This window comes from Nocardia sp. NPDC052566, from assembly GCF_044547285.1.
Classification (GTDB): Bacteria; Actinomycetota; Actinomycetes; order Mycobacteriales; family Mycobacteriaceae; genus Nocardia.
This window is the reverse complement of the sequence record NZ_JBIUAF010000001.1, coordinates 1201693-1219901: the sequence shown is the minus strand read 5'-3', so window position 1 is coordinate 1219901 and position 18209 is coordinate 1201693. Positions and strand designations below refer to the sequence as shown.

General features: G+C 72.0%; 4 protein-coding genes. 2 read left to right on the top strand and 2 right to left on the bottom strand.

Annotated elements, in window-relative coordinates; all coding sequences use genetic code 11:
• Positions 1-4: 4 nt before the first annotated feature.
• Both ACIG5A_RS04920 and ACIG5A_RS04915 read right to left on the bottom strand, forming a co-directional pair.
• Positions 5-15436 carry an SDR family NAD(P)-dependent oxidoreductase gene (locus ACIG5A_RS04920; RefSeq protein WP_397237802.1) on the bottom strand — a complete coding sequence of 5144 codons (15432 nt, stop codon included), beginning with the start codon at positions 15434-15436 and terminating at the stop codon, positions 5-7.
• Positions 15433-16476 (bottom strand): hypothetical protein, encoded by a 1044-nt coding sequence (locus ACIG5A_RS04915; RefSeq protein ID WP_397237800.1) that lies wholly within the window; start codon positions 16474-16476, stop codon positions 15433-15435. The genes ACIG5A_RS04920 and ACIG5A_RS04915 overlap by 4 nt, the downstream gene beginning before the upstream one ends.
• Before the next feature lie 88 nt (positions 16477-16564).
• On the opposite strand from ACIG5A_RS04915, the gene ACIG5A_RS04910 reads away from it, so the two are divergent.
• Positions 16565-17071 (top strand): hypothetical protein, encoded by a 507-nt coding sequence (locus ACIG5A_RS04910; protein ID WP_397237798.1) that lies wholly within the window; start codon positions 16565-16567, stop codon positions 17069-17071.
• Positions 17072-17102: 31 nt separating this feature from the next.
• Positions 17103-18167, top strand: a complete 1065-nt coding sequence (locus ACIG5A_RS04905; protein ID WP_397237796.1) for a hypothetical protein — start codon at positions 17103-17105, stop codon at positions 18165-18167.
• Positions 18168-18209 lie beyond the last annotated feature (42 nt).

Sequence of the window (18209 nt, the reverse complement as noted above, 5' to 3'; positions counted from 1 at the left end):
CCAGTCAGGCTTGTTCGCCGAGTGCTCGTCTGATCAGGTCCTCGACGTCCATCTCGGTGATCGCCGTTGGTTCGTCGGTGTGGCCGGGCGGCGCCGGGTCCGGTGGCGGGGCCGGGAACAGCTCGGTGTGCAGCCGATGCGCCAGCGCCGTCGCGTCCGGATGGTCGAAGACGGCCGTGACCGGCAGCCGCACGCCGATCGCGGTGGTCAGCCGGTTGCGCAATTCGACCGAGGTGAGCGAGTCGAATCCGAGATCCCGGAACGCCTTCGCCGGGCCGACACCCCCGGTCCCGCTCCGGCTGAGCACCACGGCGGCCTCGCGGCGAACCAGGTCGACCAGCACTCCGAGCCGCCGGTCCGGGTCGGTCGCGGCGAGCCGGTCCAGTACGGCCCGCCCCGCGGGCGCGGGTTTCGGCCGGATCAGTTCTCGCCAGATCGCGGGGACGACGGCATCGAACGCCGCGCGGTCCACCGCGACGGGCACGGTGACCGGCCGACCGGCGGCCAGCGCCGCGTCGAACATCCGCAAACCCTGCTCGGTGGTGATCCCGGTGACGCCCGCACGGGCCATCCGGCCGGTGCCGGCCGCGTCCAGTCCGCGGGTGAGGCCGCTCGCTTCGGCCCACAACCCCCAGGCCAGCGCGAATACGGGTGCGCCAGCGGCCGCGCGGCGCCGGGCCACGGCGTCGAGGAACGCGTTGGCCGCCGCGTACGCGCCCTGTCCCGGGTTGCCGAGCACACCGGCGGCGGAGGAGTAGAACACGAGGGTGGTGCCGGTGCCGCGGGTCAACTCGTCGAGCAGCAGCGCGACGTCGGCCTTGGGCCGGAAGACCGTTTCCACCGTGTCCGGGCCGATACTTCCCACCGTGGCGTCGGCGAGCGCGCCCGCGGCGTGGACGACGACGGCGGGTGGGTCGGCCAGCAGATCGCGCAGTGTCGCGGGATCGGTGATGTCGGCCGCGAGCACCCGCACCGCGGCGCCCTCGGCGATCAGCTCGGCGCGCAGGTTCTCGGCGCCCGCGGCGGCCGGTCCGCGCCGGGATACCAGTTTCAGATCGCGCACGCCGTATTCGCGCACCAGGTGCCGCGCGGTGAGCGCACCCAGCGTGCCGGTGCCGCCGGTGACGAGGACGGTGCCGTGCCACGGTTTCGGTTCCGCACCCCCGGTCGCACGGACCAGCCGGGGCACGCGTGCGGCGCCGTCACGCAGTACCACGTGCCCCTCACCGGCGGCCAGCAGCGCCTCGGCGGTGCGCGCCGCCGGGATATCGCCTTCGGCGAGCAGGATCCGGCCGGGATGCTCGGCCTGCGCGCACCGGACCAGCCCCTGCACGGCGGCGACGGCCGGATCCGCCGCATCCGATGTCTGCACGACGAGCTTGGTCGCGTCGTCACCCAGCGCGGCGGCCAGCGCCTCCGCGACGGCCGAGACGGCGCGACGAGCCCGCTCGGCATCGGTCCCGTCGCCGGGTTCGGCGCGCAGCAACCGCCATGGTTCGGTCAACGGGTCTCCGGAAGCAGGTATCGACTCGTGCACCGGGAAGGCAACGGTGTCGAGTACGAACACCTCCGCGGCGGCCGCGGCGACCGGGCGGCTCACCAGCCCGCGCACGGCGCACACGGTCGCGCCCGTGCGATCGGTGGCGTGGACGCGTATCCCGTCCGGCCCCGGCGTGAGGTGAACGCGCAGCACACCGGACGCCGGCGTGCACACCGTTACGCCACGCCATGCGAACGGCAGTTCCGCGGTGTCCCGTACCCGCAACGCGGCGGGGTGCAGCAAGGCGTCGAACAGGGCGGGATGCAGCAGGAAATTCCCCGGATCGACGCCGTCGGGCAGTGCGACCTCGGCGAAGAATTCGTCGTCGCGCCGCCGGACCCAGCGGACCCCCTGGAACATCGGCCCGTACTCGTAGCCGGCCGCCGCGACCGTGGCGTACAGGTCGGGCCCGGCGAGATACGTTGCCTCCCCAGGGCATTCAGCGCCATCCAGCGGCAGCGGCAGCTCGGCGGTGAGGCGGCCCGCGGCGTGCCGGGTCCACGGTCCACCGTCGCGTGAGTGGACCGATACCGGGCGGGCGCCGTCCGGAGTGAGCGCACCGACGACGACCTGTACTTCGCGCGTCTCGGTCGCGCCGAGTGCCAGCGGTGTTTCGACGACCAGTTCGTCCAGCACCGGTCGCCCGGTGCGCAGGCCGCCTTGCAGCGCCAACTCCACCAGGGCGGTCCCGGGCACCAGCAGGGCGCCCGACACTGCGTGATCGGCAAGCCATGGCTGATCGGTCACCGAGATCCGACCGGTGAGCAGACAGCCGCCGTCGTCCGGAATCTCATGGGCCGCAACAAGTATCGGATGTCCCACGACCTCCGATCCGACCCCGGCCCCGCCGGTGCGGACGGGCAGTCGCCAGAAATGCCGTGGTTCGAACACCGTCGGCGGCACCGGCGCCTGCGGTACCTGAGGCAGTACCGCGGCCCAGTCGACGCGACCGCCACCGACGTACAGCTCGGCGAGCGAACGCAGCAGTCGTGCCCGGCCGCCGTCGTCGCGGCGCAGGGTGCCGCACACCAGCGGTTCGGCGTCGTCCAGTGTTCCGGTGATCGCGGCGGTGAGCACCGGATGCGGTCCCGCCTCGACGAACGTCCCGTGGCCGAGGCGGTGGAGTTCGGCGACGGCGGCGGCGAACCGGACCGGCCTGCGCAGGTTGCGCACCCAATAGCCCGGCTCGACGGGTTCGGTCACCCAGGAGACGTCCACCGTCGACATCCACGGGATCACCGGCACGGCCGCCGAAATCCCCGCCAGATCGTCCACGATCCGCTCGGCGACCACGTCGACGTGCGCGCTGTGCGAGGCGTAGTCCACCGGCAGCCGCCGCACCCGCACCCCGCGGGCGCGGTAGCCGGACTCCAGTAGCTCCAGCGCAGCGGGATCCCCGGCGAGCACGGTCGCGCCGGGACCGTTCACCACGGCCACTTCGACCCCATCGGGCAGCTCGAGCGCAGCGGGATCGAGGGCAACCGAGAGCATGCCGCCGCGGCCCGCGAGCTCCTCGGCGATCACCCTGCTCCGCACCGCAACCACGCGTGCCGCGTCGGCAAGCGACAACGCACCCGCCACACAGGCCGCCGCGATCTCCCCCTGCGAATGCCCGAGGACCGCATCGGGAACGAATCCCGACGATTCCCATACCGCCGCGAGCGACACCATGACCGCGAACGTCACGGGTTGCACCACATCCACCCGATCCAGGTCGTCCAGCCGATCGAGCAGCGACCACCCGGTCACCGGTTCCAGTGCGGCGGCGCAGTCGGCCATCCTGGCAGCGAAGACCGGATTCGCCAGCAATTGCCGCCCCATGCCGGCCCACTGCGCACCCTGGCCCGGAAACACCAGCACCGACCGGCCGATATCGCGCGCAGTCCCGGTCACCGTGTCGGGCGTCGATCGCCCCGCCGCGAGATCACGGAGCGCGGCCATCGCGCCGTCCCGGTCACCGGCCAGCACGACGGCGCGGTATTCGCGCGCGGACCGGCTCGTCACGAGCGCGCGGGCCACCGCGGGGAGCCCGCTGTCCGGGAAGTGCTCGACGAGCCGGGCGGCCTGGGCCGCCAGTGCCGTCGCGGTCCGGCCCGACAGCACGAGCGGCACCACCTCCGTGTCCGCCTGCTCGGTGCCGGTAACGGGGTCGCGGACCGGCGCCTGCTCGATCACCACGTGCGCGTTGGTCCCGGAGACCCCGAACGCCGAGACCGCCGCGCGGCGCGGGCGGTCGGCCTCGGGCCAGGTCAGCGGTTCGGTGACCAGCCGGACCGCACCCGTCGTCCAGTCGACCTGGTCGGTGGGCCGGTCGACATGCAGGGTGCGCGGCAGCCTGCCGTTGCGCAGCGCGAGGATCATCTTGATCAACCCGGCCATCCCGGCGGCGGCCTGGGTATGACCGATATTCGATTTCACCGAGCCGAGCCACAGCGGCGTCGCGCGATCCTGCCCGTAGGTCGCCAGCAGCGCCTGGGCCTCGATCGGATCACCGAGCCGGGTGCCGGTGCCGTGCGCCTCCACCGCGTCCACCTCGGCGGGACGCAGACCGGCGTCGGCAAGGGCCTGCCGGATCACCCGTTCCTGGGCCGGGCCGTTCGGGGCGGTCAGGCCGTTGGACGCACCGTCGGAGTTCACCGCCGTGCCGCGCACCACCGCGAGTATCTCCCGCCCCTGCGCCACGGCGTCCGAAAGGCGTTGCAGCACAACAACACCGACACCCTCGGCCCAGGCGGTGCCATCGGCGGCCGCGGCGAACGGTTTACAGCGCCCGTCCTGCGCCAGACCGCGCTGGCGGGAGAACTCGACGAATACGTCCGGGGTCGACAGTACGGTCACCGCGGCGGCGAGCGCGGTCGAGCATTCCCCCGCGCGCAGCGACCGCACCGCGAGATGCAGGGCGACCAGCGACGAGGAGCACGCGGTGTCCACCGTGACCGCCGGTCCGTGCGTGCCGAGCACATAGGCGATCCGCCCGGACAGCACGCTGGACGCCGTGCCCGTGAGCTGGTACCCGTCGGCCGGACCGCCGACACCGTAGGGCTGGGCCGACGCGCCGGCGAAGACGCCGAGTTCGTGCCCGCGCAGCGACGCCGGATCGATACCGGCGCGTTCCAAGGCCTCCCAGGAGGTTTCCAGCAGTAATCGCTGCTGGGGATCCATCGCCAGCGCCTCGCGCGGCGAGATCCCGAAGAAGTCGGCGTCGAACAGCGCGGCATCGTGCAGGAAGCCACCGTGACGGGTGACCGAGCGGCCCGGCGTCCCGGGCCGCGGATCGTAGAGTCCGGCCACATCCCAGCCACGATCGCGGGGAAATTCGGAGATGGCGTCCACGCCGTCATCGAGTAGCCGCCAGTACTCCTCAGGGGTGCGCACCCCGCCGGGCAGGCGCACGGCCAGGCCGACAACGGCGATCGGTTCGGTGTCGGCGACCGCGGCGCGGCACGGCATCTGGTCACCCGTCGCACCGGTGGCCAGATCGATGAGGTGAGCGGCGAGTTCGTCCGGGTTCGGCCGGTCGAAGACCGCGGTGGCGGGCAGCGGCAGCCCCGTCGCGGCCGACAGGCGATTGCGCAATTCGATCGCGGTCAGCGAATCGAATCCGGCGTCACGGAACGCCCGCGCGGCGGCGATGCCCGCGGAGGGCAGCCCCAGCACCGCGGCCGCTTCGCGCCGCACCAGATCCGTCACCGCGGCGAGGCGGCGCACCGGATCGACGTCGGCGAACGGACCCGCGGTGTTCACCTCGGCGACGGCCGCCCGGCGGCGCACCGGACGACCTGGTCCGCGCAGCACGGCGGAACCCGTGCGCACCGCGGCGGGATCGAAATCGGCGGCCACGACCGCCGGTGCCGCCGAGCCCGCCGCGCTGTCGAGCAGCCCGAGCCCGCGATCGGCGGTCAGCGGGGTGAATCCGAGCCGGACCAGCCGCCGCTTGTCCACCTCCGACAGCTGCGCGGTCATGCCCCCGGTCGGCTCCCAAGGTCCCCACGCCACGGAAACAGCGGGATATCCCGCGGCTCCACGGCGCGCGGCCAGCGCGTCCATGGCGGCGTTGGCGGCGGCGTACGCGGCTTGGCCCGCGCTGCCGAGCACCCCGCTGACCGAGGAGAACAGCACGAAAGCGTCCAGAGCGCGATCGCGGGTCAGCTCGTCGAGATGCACGGCCGCCTCGATCTTGGGGCCGAATACGGTGGCGAGCCGCGAGCGGTCCAGCGCGGAGATCACTCCGTCGTCGACGACGCCCGCGGTGTGCACGACGGCCCGCAGGTCGTCGATGCCCGACAGGAGGGTGCGCACCTGATCACGATCGGCCAGATCCACCGCGACGAAGGTGGCGTCCGCACCGGCCGCGGCCAGCTCCGCGCCGAGTCGCTCGGCCGCACCACCGGGCCGCAGCGCCGCCCGGCGGGATGCGAGCACCAGCTTGCGCACACCGTGGACGGTCACCAGGTGGCGGGCGACGAGCGACCCGAGCGCACCGGTGCCGCCGGTGACGAGCACCGTCCCGGTGGCACGCCACGGCTGTCCCGGATCGATCCGGCCCAGCCGCGGTACCAGTACCTCGCCGTCGGTGAGAATCAGCTCGTACTCCTCCGCGTCCACCGCGGCGTCGAGCACGGCGTGCAGCGGTGCGTGGCCTTCGTCGGCGGTCGACGCGAGGACGATCCGGCCCGGATTCTCCGTGATGGCGGTGCGGACGAGTCCGCCGACCGCCGCCGCGACCGGGTCCTGCGCCGTCGGCGGCGTGAGTATCAGCAGACGCGCGGCCGTTCGCCCGGGATCGGCGAGGAACCGTTGCATCGCGGTGAGCACGGCCGCCACCTGGTCCAGGAGCGCGCCTGATTCGGACCGCAGCACGTACCACGGCGCATCCTGCGCCGTGGACAACCCGACCGGGGACACCTGAGTGCCGGGCACGAGCAGGCTCGGCATGTGGACGCGCCGGTACAGGACCGGTGCGGGCCGCTCGGCCGGGGCGACTGGCCGGGTGCGTACCCGCGCCGCGGTCAGTACCGGCCGGTCGGCGGCGTCGGTGAGGGTCAGCCGGAAACCGTCGTCGCACGGAACGCGGCGGATGCGGACCGCCGTCGCGTCAACGGCGTGCAGCCGCACATCCTGCCAGGAATAGGCGGACTCACCGGGTGCGATGCCGTCGAGCAGCGCGGGGTGGATGGTGTATCCGGACGCCGTGTCCTCGACGCTCAGCTCGTCGAACGGTCCGGTGCACAGGGCCGGGACGGCGTCGGAGGCGGCGACCGATCCGGTCGCGACCTCGAGCCAACCGCCGGCGGCGCGGGTGTGCACGACCAGTGTGCGGTCGTCCGCACGGACCGTGACCCGCACCGGTCCGGGCGCGGGCAGGATCGCGACGGACAGTTCGGCCAGTCCCGGCTGCCCGGCCTCGTCGGCGGCCCGCAGCGCCAGCTCGACCAGCGCACCCGAGGTCACCGGCCCGGACAGCGTCCCGGACAGGACGACGCCCCCGGTGGCCGGAGTCTCCACGACGGTGTCGACCACCGGGTGACCGGTGCCCGCCGAGAGCCAGAACCGCCGTCGCTCGAACACCGTCGTCGGCAGTTCCGCGGTTGGTGCGGGCGGCACCAGCTCGGTCCAGCGCACCGGATGCCCTGTCACGTACAACCGGCCGAGCCCGTCGAGCAGCCCGCGCACCTCGGGCCGCCCGCGGCGCAGCGGCGCGACGGTTTCGACCCCCGGGGCGACGCCGCGGGCGAATCCGGTCAGTGTGCCGCCGGGACCCACTTCGACGATGGCCGAGACCGGTCGCCGGTCGTCCCCGGTCATGGCGGTCACGACATCGGCGAAGCGGACCGTGCGGCGCGCCTGATCCACCCAGTACTGCGGGTCGCGGACGGTGCCCGCGTCGAGCACGGCCCCGGTGACACCGGACACCAGAGGTAGTCGCGGCGCCCGGAACTCCAGTCCCGCAAGGACTTCCCGCAAGGGCTCCAGCATGGGATCAAGCAGCGGCGAGTGGAACGCGTGGCGCACCCGCAGCGCCCGCCCGTCGACCCCGAGCGCTCGGATCGTCGCGGCGACGCCCTCGGCGGCGCCGGACAGCACGACGGCCTCCGGGCCGTTCACCGCGGCGATCGCGACGCCGTCCGCCAGAACCGCGCGCGCTCGATCCTCGGCGACCGGCACCGCGGTCATCATCCCGCCCGGCGGCAGCTCCTGCATGAGCCTGCCGCGGGCGGCGACCAGGGTGGCGGCGTCGGCCAGCGACAGCACGCCCGCGACGTGGGCCGCGCCGATCTCGCCGAGGGAGTGTCCGGCGACAACGCGCGGGGCCACCCCGAGCGATGCCAGGAGTTCCACCGTGGCGACCTCGACCGCGAACAACGCGGCCTGGGCATACACCGTGTCGCTCAGTCCCGTGCCCTCGAAAACGGCCTGCCGCACCGGATGCGGCACGTATCCCGCCAACTGCCGGTCCAGTTCGGCGCATGCGGCGTCGAATGCGCGCGCGAATACCGGGAATGCCGCGTACAGTTCGCGGCCCATCCCGGCGTGCTGCGCACCCTGACCCGCGAAGACGAAGCCGAGGCCGCCGGTGGTCGCGGTGCCGCTGATCGCGGGTTCACGCAGACCGGCGATCGCCTCGTCCACCGTCTCGGCGAGTACGACGGCACGGTGTTCCCAGGTGATGGTGCGGGTGGTGACCAGCGGCCCGGCGATCTCCGCCGGTGTCGTTCCGGTTCGCGTGAGGTGTTCGGCCAGTCGCGCGGTCTGGGCGCTCAGCGCGCGGGCGGTGCGGGCGCTCACCACGAGCGGGACGAGCCTGGCATCCGGCAACGGTGCGGTCCGCGATGCCGGCGCTTCCTCGAGCACCAGGTGGGCGTTGGTTCCCGACACGCCGAAAGCCGATATGCCCGCGCGGCGCGGGTGGCCGTCGACGGGCCACGGCACCGCCTCGTTCAGCAGTTCGATCGCACCGGCGGACCAGTCGACGAGTTCGCTGCGCCGCTCGGCGTGCAGTGTGCGCGGCAACAGCCCGTTGCGCAGCGCGAGGATCATCTTGATCACTCCGGTGACACCCGCCGCGGCCTGCGTATGGCCCACATTCGATTTGACCGATCCCAGCCACAGCGGGGTCCGGCGGTCCTGCCCGTAGGTCGCCAGCAGCGCTTCGGCCTCGATCGGATCACCGAGTCGAGTGCCGGTGCCGTGTGCTTCCACCGCGTCCACCTCGGACGGTCGCAGACCGGCGTTGGCCAGCGCCTGCCGGATGACGCGCCGCTGGGAGCTGCCGTTGGGCGCGGTGAGCCCGTTGGAGGTGCCGTCGGAGTTCACCGCCGATCCGCGGATCACGGCCAGCACCCGGCGCCCCGCTCGGGTGGCATCCGACAGCCGTTGCAGGACAAGGACTCCCGCCCCCTCCGCCCAGCCGGTACCGTCGGCGTCCGCGCCGAACGCCCGGCAGCGGCCATCGGCGGACAGCCCGCCCTGGCGGGAGAATTCGACGAATATCCCGGGTCCGGCCAGTACGGTCACCCCACCCGCGACCGCGGTCGCGCATTCGCCCGCTCGCAACGATTGGGCCGCCAGGTGCAGCGCCACCAGCGATGACGAGCACGCCGTATCCACCGTCACCGCGGGCCCCTCGGTGCCGAGCACATAGGCGACGCGACCGGAGATCACCGCGGGCAGTGTCCCGGTGAGCAGATACCCCTCGGCCGGTCCGGGCACGGCCGGGTCGGGCCCGTAGGACTGCGGCGTCGCGCCGACGAATACGCCGGTCGCGCTGCCACGCATCGACGCGGGGTCGATGCGCGCGTCCTCGAGCGCCTCCCAGGCGGCCTCGAGGAAAATCCGTTGCTGCGGTTCCATCGCGAGGGCCTCGCGCGGGGATATGCCGAAGAACCCGGCATCGAAATCCGTTGCGCCGTCGAGGAATCCGCCGCCGGTGGTGGCGCTCGCCCCGGCCCTCAGCCGGTCGAGGTCCCAGCCGCGGTCGGCCGGGAAACCGGTGATCGCGTCGGCTCCGGACTCGAGCAGCTGCCAGAACTCCGCCGGACCGCGCACTCCGCCGGGCAGCCGGACCGCCATGCCGATCACCGCGATGGGCTCGGTATTCGCGACGTTCGCGGCGATCTCCTCGTCGGCGCCGCCGCCCGCGAGCCGTTCGGCCAGGTGCGCCGCGAGCATGGCCGCGGTCGGATGGTCGAAGACCGCGGTGACCGGCAGGGTCACCCCGGTGTCGTGCGCGAGGCGGGTGCGCAGGTCCACGGCCGTGAGCGAGTCGAAACCGGCGTCGCGGAACGGCCGCCCGGCGGGTATCGGATCCCGTTCGCCGAGGACAAGGGCGGCCTCGCGGCACACCAGATCGACCAGGTCGGTCCGGTCGGTGTCGACCGGTGCCGCGGCGGCGGGCTCCGGTGGGTCGCCGAGCCAGAAGCGCCGCCGCTCGAAGACCGAGGTCGGCAGCGGTACCGGACGGGACGGCGGTAGCACGGCCGTCCAGTCGACGTGGCCGCCCGCGATGAACACTTCGGCCAGCGCCCGGGTGATCCGTCCGGGACCGCCGTCGTCGCGGCGCAGCGTGCCCGCGACGACGACGTCGCGCCCCGCGCTGTCGGCGATGGCCGCGGTGAGCACCGGATGCCCGCTGGACTCGACGAACAGGCCGTATCCAGCCTCCGCGAGTCGCGCGACGGCCTCGGCGAAGCGGACGGGCCTGCGCAGATTCCGTACCCAGTAGTCCGGCTCGAGCGGGCCGCCCACCCAGGCCACGTCGACGGTGGACATCCAGGGGATGCGGGGCGCTCGCGCCACGATTCCCATGAGAGCCACGGCGATCCGGTCCGCTGCCTGCTCGACCTGCGTGGTGTGCGAGGCGTAATCCACCGGCACCCGGCGCACGCGGATTCCGCTTGCGCGATACCGTGATTCGAGTTCGGTGAGCGTGTCCGGATCTCCCGCGAGCACGACGGCGCGCGGACCGTTCACCGCGGCGAGCTCCACACCGGCGACGGGTTCGATCTCCTCCGGCGCCACCGCCACCGACAGCATTCCACCGCGCCCGGCCAGCTCGTCGGCGATGATCCGGCTGCGCAGGGCGACCACCCGCGCGGCGTCCTCGAGCGACAGCGCACCGGCCACGCAGGCGGCGGCGATTTCGCCCTGGGAGTGTCCGAGAACCGCATCGGGCCGGAATCCGGCCGATTCCCACACCGCCGCAAGGGCAACCATGACCGCGAACGACACCGGTTGCACCACGTCGACCCGATCGAATTCCGGCGCTCCCCGCACGCCGAAAACAATGTCGCGCAGTGACCATCCGGTATGCGGTTCGAGCGCCGCGGCACAGTCGGCCATGCGGGCGGCGAATACCGGATTCGCCGCCCACAATTCGCGGCCCATTCCGCGCCACTGGGCGCCCTGTCCCGGAAACACCAGCACCGACCGGCCCGAATCGACGGCGACACCGGTGACGGCATCGGGTGACGGCCGCCGCGCGGCGAGGTCGCGCAGCCCGTCCTCGGTCAGCACGACGGCGCGGTGCGCGCGCAATGGCCGGGTGGTCACCAGCGATCGAGCGACGCCGCCCGCGCCGTGTCCGGCGATGTGCGCGTCCAGCCTGGCCGCCTGCTCGGCGAGCGCGGCGGCCGAACGCGCCGACAGCACCAGCGGCCACGCCTGCGCCGCGGGTTCCGCGGTCGGGAGCGGTGGCTGTTCGAGCACGACGTGCGCGTTGGTTCCGGAGATTCCGAACGACGAGACCGCTGCGCGCCGCGGCCGTCCGGTCGGCGGCCACGGTACCGGTTCGGTCAGCAATCGCACGGCGCCGCGGGACCAGTCGACGCTTTCGGTGGGCTGTTCCGCGTGCAGCGTGCGCGGCAGCAGTTGGTGCCGCAGCGCGAGCACGAGTTTGATCACACCGGCCACCCCGGCGGCCGCCTGGGTATGGCCGACATTCGATTTCACCGATCCCAGCCACAGCGGTTCATCCCGATCCGGCCCGTAGACGGCCAGCAGCGCTTCGGCTTCGATCGGGTCGCCGAGCCGGGTTCCGGTGCCGTGCGCTTCCACCGCATCCACCTCGCAGGCGCGCAGTCCCGCGTCCGCCAGTGCCCGCCGGATCACCCGCTGCTGCGCGGGACCACTCGGCGCGGTCAGGCCGTTGGAGGCGCCGTCGGAATTCACCGCCGATCCTCGCAGCACGGCGAGCACCTCGCGGCCCTGCGCACGCGCATCGGAAAGGCGTTGCAGCACAAGCACTCCCGCGCCTTCGGCCCAGCCGGTGCCGTCGGCCGCCGCGGCGAAGGCGCGGCAGCGCCCGTCCGGGGACAACCCGCCCTGGCGGGTGAACTCGACGAACATGCCCGGATTCGCCAGCACCGCGGCCCCGCCCGCGAGCGCCGTCGCGCACTCCCCCGACCGCAGAGACCGGGCCGCGAGGTGCAGCGCGACCAGCGACGACGAGCACGCCGTATCCACCGTCACCGCGGGACCCTCGGTGCCGAGTACGTAGGCGACCCGCCCGGACAGCACGCCCGCCGACGTGCCGGTGAGCGTGTACCCCGCTGTCTCCCGGGTGGTTTCGTGCATGCGGTGCCCGTAGTCCGATGCCGTGGCGCCGAAGAAGATGCCGACTTCGGCGCCGCGCAGTCCGGTCGGGTCGAATCCGGCGTATTCGAGTGCCTCCCAGGAGGTTTCGAGCAGCAGTCGCTGCTGCGGATCCATCGCCGTCGCCTCGCGCGCGGAGATGCCGAAGAAGCCCGGATCGAAACCGGCCACGTCGGTGAGGAATCCACCGTGGTTGCCGAGTGCGTCCGCGTGCCAACCGCGGTCGACCGGCGCCGTGCTGATCAGGTCGGCGCCGGCGGCCAGTGCCGTCCAGAACGTTTCCGGCGAGTCGATGCCGCCGGGGAAGCGGCAACCGATCCCGACGATCACCACGGGGTCGTCGGAATCCGATGCGGCGGTTTCGTTTCCGGGCCGTGCGGGCTCCGCGGCCGGGGTGGGCCCCTCCGCACCGCGGTTCGCGGCGGCGGCGAGGTGCGTGGCGAGGCGTTCCGGGGTGGGGTGGGCGAACAGGGCCGTGGTGTTCAGCCGCACGCTCGTCGCGGTGTCGAGCCGAGTGGCCAGCTCCACCAGCATCGCGGAGTCGAAGCCGAGGTCCTGAAAGGACACCGCGGGATCCACCTCGGCAGGATCGGCGAACCCGAGCGCGGCGGCGGTTTCGTATCGGACCACGGTGGCGAGATCGTCTCCCGGCGCGGCGGCGCGCGGCTCGGCGTCCTCGCCCACCCAATATCTCTGACGTTGAAATGCGTAGTGCGGAAGCGCAATGCGATCCACATGCCGGTACCTGGCCGTCCAGTCCACCGGCATTCCCCCGGTGGACAGTTCGGCCAGCGCGACGAACAACCGGTCCGGCCCCGCTTCGCCGCGCCGCAGCGTCGGCACCGTCACCACCGCACGGTCCTCGGCCAGTGCGCAGTCCCTGATCCCCGCCAGCAGCACCGGATGCGGGCTGATCTCGACGAAAGCCCCGTATTCCGCATCGAGCAGCCCGCGCACGGCCGCGTGCAGTCGGACGGGCTCGCGCAGGTTGCGATACCAGTACTCGGCGTTCAGTTCGGCGCCGGTCAGCTGTCCGCCGGTGACCGTGGAGTGGAACGGAATCGCCGCCGGGCGCGGGCGCAGCGCGGCGAGCGCGGCGATCAGCTCGTCGCGTACCGGTTCCACCAGCGCCGAATGCGACGCGTAGTCCAGGGCAACCCTGCGTATCCGCGTCGTCGGCCCCCAGGCGGCGGCCAGCTCGTCGAGCGCGTCGAGTTCGCCTGCGACGGCGACGGATTCGGGACCGGAGAGCACGGCCACCGCCAGCCGGTCGCCCCACGGAACGAGCCGCTCGCGCACCGTGTGTTCCGGCAGCCCCACCCAGATCATGCCGCTGCCACCATCGAGGTGCCGCGCCACGAGCCGGCCACGCAGCGCGCTGAGCCGCGCGCCGTCCGCCAGGGAGAGCGCGCCCGCGACGCACGCGGCGGCGATCTCGCCCTGGGATTGACCCACCACGGCGGCCGGGGTGATGCCCTGCTCCCGCCAGAGCGCGGCCAGCGCGACCATCGTGGTCCACAGCGCGGGCTGGATCACGTCGGAGCGGTCCATCGCCGGGCCCGTGCCGCGCAGCACCTCGGTCACCGAGTAGTCGACCCACGGCGCGAGCGCGGCATCGCATTCCGCGACCGCCGCGGCGAATACCGGCGCGGTACGCAGCAATTCGGCCGCCATGCCGGGCCACTGCGTGCCCTGGCCCGGGAAGACGAAGACGACGTCGCCCCGCACCTGCCCCGCCTTCCCCCGGACCACCCGCGAGTGCGGCGTCCCCGCGGCGATCGCGCGCAGCCCCTCGGCCAGTTCGGCGCCGGAACGGCCGACGACCGCGGCGCGATGGGACAGCGGGCTGCGGGCCGCCAGCGATCGGGCGATCTCCATCGGCCCGCCGGCGGCGAATGCCGCTGCGCTACTGTCCGATTCGGCCGAGTGCAGATGTGCGGCGAGCCGACCGGCCTGTGCCCGCAACGCCGCGTCGGTATGTCCGGACAGTGGCCAGACGATCGGTCCGGTCGCGGTCGCCCGCGACGGTTGCGGCGCGGGCCAGGACTGCACGACGAGATGCGCGTTGGTGCCCCCGATCCCGAACGACGACACTCCGGCCAGCACCGGGCCCGTGCCGGATCCTGGCCACGGCTCGCATTCGCGCACTACCCGCAGCCGTGCCCGCGTGAAACGGATGGCCGGGTTGGGTTCGCTGAAATTGAGGCTGGCGGGCAATACCCGATGTCCCAGCGCGAGCACGGTTTTGATCAGCCCGATAACACCGGCCGCGGCCTCGAGGTGCCCGATATTCGTTTTCACCGATCCGACCGGCAGTGGTTCGGCGCGGCCACCGTGGACCTCGCCGAGGGCCGCGGCCTCGACCGGATCGCCGACCGGGGTTCCGGTGCCGTGCAGTTCGACGTATCCGATCTCCTCGGCCGTCACCGCGGCCCGGCGATAGGCGGCGCGCAGCACTCGCGCCTGCGCCTGGGCGCTCGGCACGGTGAGCGCGTCGCAGGCGCCGTCGTGGTTGACCGCTCCGCCCCGCAGGACCGCGTGCACGCGGTCGCCGTCCGCGAGCGCGCGGGCCAGTGGTTTCAGCACCACCAGACCGCCGCCCTCACCGCGGGCGAAACCGTTGGCAGCGGCGTCGAAGGTATGGCAGCGGCCGTCGGCCGACAGCGCGCCGAGCCTGGCCAGCGCCTCGGCCGTATCGCCGGTGAGGTTGAGGTGTATGCCACCGGCGACCGCCAGGTCCGATTCGCCGCCGCGCAGGCTTTCGCACGCGGTGTGCACCGCGACCAGTCCGGACGACTGCCCGGTATCCACTACGAGGCTCGGACCGTCGAATCCGAAGTAGTGGGACAGCCGGTTGGCGAGGATGCCGCGGTTCGTCCCGGTGAGCGTATGCGGGCTCGGTGTGCCCACCCGCGCGGCCAGTAGGGCGTAGTCCGCCGAAGTGGCGCCGACGAATACGCCGGTGCCGAATCCGGGTCCCGGCACGATTCCGGCGTCTTCGAATGCCTCCCAGCATAATTCGAGCAACAGCCGTTGCTGCGGGTCGGCGTCGCGCGCCTCACGGGGAGACATCCCGAACAGTGACGCGTCGAATCCCGCCACATCGGCGAGATAACCCGCGCGCGCCATGACGCCCGCGCGAACCGCGGCATCGAGCGCGGCGACGCGGTCGGATGGCGGCGCGGACAGCGTGTCCCGGCCGTCGATCAGCACCTGCCACAGCTCGGCGACGGTGTCGGCGCCCGGCACCCGGCACGCCATACCGATGACGGCGACATCCGAGTCCAGGGACGCGTTGTCGTTCACGGCTGTTCGGCGCCCGCCGCTTCGAGCGGCGCCGCGTAGGGTGCGACGAAGGCCATGAGTTCGGCCATCCACGCCGCCGGGTGCACTGCCCTGCAGGCGGCGCCCGGCATGGCGCGCGCGGCTTCGACCGCCTCGAGCAACGCGGCGGTGGTCACAGTCGCGTTGTACCGGTCCATCAGCCATTGCCTGCCCTGCTCGCGAATGCGTGCCGCGCCGGGCAGATCGAGCAGTTCCAGCGCACGGTCGGCGAGCTGCACGGTCTTCAGGTCCGGCACCGGCCAGGCCGACGGCGCCTCGAACAGCTCGTCACCACCGCCGAGTCCGTATCCGGTGACCAGGCAGCCCGCGGCGAGCGCTTCGGCAACGGGCAGCCCGAAGCCTTCGCCCTCGGGCGCACCGAGGGCGATGAATACCGAGGTGCCGGCCAGGATCTCCGCAACCTGCTCGTGCGATACGCCGCGGATATCGCGCAGTTCGACACCGGCGCAGCGGGGATCGTTGCGCAGAATCTGTTTGAGCAGCGCACTTTCCGAGGGGCGCTTGCGGGACATCCAGGCAATGCTGCGGGTGCGTTGCGGCGCGGGCCGGAACAACTCGGCGTCGATCGGATTCGGCACCAGTTGCGGTGCAGGCAGATTCGGGATCGCCCGGCTCAGCACCTCGACGCCGTTGCGTGAGATCGTCCAGAGCGCGGGGTCGGTGCTCCAGCCCGGGTAGGGGTTGAGATCGGGGCACGTCAGAAACGTCATGAAATGGCCCTGCACGATGATGACCTTGCGGCCACCCGGCGCCGGATCACGGCCCGGCAATACGGTCAGTTCGGGCACGACCACGAGATCCTCTGCGCCGAGGTCGATTTCGGCTCCGGACAGCGTGGGCACCGTGTCCTCGAACCAGTTGTAGCGGAATCCCGGCGTCGGCGACCAGCGGTAAGCCTCGACGCCCGCGGCGTCGAGCAGCGCGACATGTTCGGTCAGCAGGCGGTTCCCGCCGACAGGATATTGGTACTCGTATCCGGTGTAGATCACCCGTCCAGCCATCGCCGACCTCGCATTTCACACTAATGACGCCCAGTAGGGGCGTTTCAGCCATCCGCAGCTGCTCACAGGGCATCCCCCGCGAGCACATATGGGAATTCAGCTGATTGAACGTGCGCGAAACGCTACAAACTCAGTCGAATATGATCAAGATCTTCTCGAGTTTGCCGATGGTCATGCCAGCAGCCGTGCCAGCGCTCAAAAATTGCGACGACAAGCAATTACCGCCATAGCCACGCGGTTACACGTTCGAAAAGTCACTCGGCGCGTTGCCACACGACACGCCGAAAGTATTTCCGATGACTCGCGATGCGCAGCCGGAAATGATCAAAGTTATTACAGCTTCGACAAATCATCATTTTTGAATCATATTTCGATCAATCAGGCAGCCCATCAATGGCTTTCGCGCCCGGAATCGGCTCGCGGAGGACCGCGGATGTCGATCACTCGCCCGTTCTCGCGGACCTTCGGCACCGGGGCGCCGACGGCGACGAACGCGTTGGAGCCGGTGAATATCGTTCATCGCGTGGGACTCTCGTCCTTCAGCGACCTGGATGCCCCAGACGGCCCGCTCGGAACGGCCGATATGCGACACTGACGCTGTGCAGCCGAAGCGCAGGGTTCACTTCGTGGGCAGCTTGCCCACAGAGTTGGACAGTCCAGAGAAGGCAATGGCGTTCGCCGTCGACACGGCCGGTGAATTCCTGGACGGCATGGTTCCGGGCGGTGAAGCGGATCCTTACCGCGCCAAGTGGTACATCAGGCCCATCATCGACCGGCTCGGCAAGGCCCCGGCGCTGGCGCCCGTACGCAGCGGCGACTGGTCAACGCTGCGTTCCCGCGACACCTTCCGGCTTCGAACAGGCCGATCGCTGGCCGAGGCCGACGTCGACGCCGCGCTCGGCTATGCGGAGGAGGCCGGGCGCGCCGGGGACGCACTGGTCGACATGTGCCGAACCCATCCCGGACTTCGCTTGCAGGTCGGCATACCGACGCCCTTCGTCATCGGTTTCATCGCCTTCGAGGCGCGGATGCTCAGATGGCGAGGCGCACCCGGTGGTGGTGACCGCGGCTTCCCCTATTACCGCCCGATCGTCGACGCCACCGTCAGGGAGATCGTCCGCATCCAGGAAGCGTTGGGGGACAACGTCGTATTCCAACTCGAACTGGCGGCGGAGACGCTGCTCTGCGCGATGACTCCCGGGGTCCTGCGGCATGGCCCGGCCACCGTGGCGGGTCGAGCGATCGCGCGCCTCGTCGCACGGGCGCCCCACGATGCCCGTTTCGGCGTGCACCTGTGCTACGGGAGCCTCGACGACAAACCGGCCGTGACGCCGAGATCGACGGCACCGGTCGTCGCGCTGGCCAACGCGATAGCGCGATACTGGCCTGCGGGAAGACATCTCGACTTCGTCCACATGCCCATGGGCGATGGCAAACAGGCGCCGGTCCGGCCGCGGTACTACGCGCCACTGACCCGCCTCGAATTGCCTGCCAGCACGCGGGTGATCGCCGGGCTGGCGCATCCGGCGCAGCCGCTCGCGCAGGCACGACAGGGGCTGGCGGCGGCGGAATCGGCCTACGGCGGCGTGCTGGACGTCGCGGCCCCGTGCGGTCTAGGCCGCTATACGACCGTCGACCGGGCACGGTCCGCGGTGGCACACGCGGTCGCCTTGGCCGAAACGGATCTCTGAACCGCCGGTCGTCGACCGGGCTCGACACCGGCACCGACACCG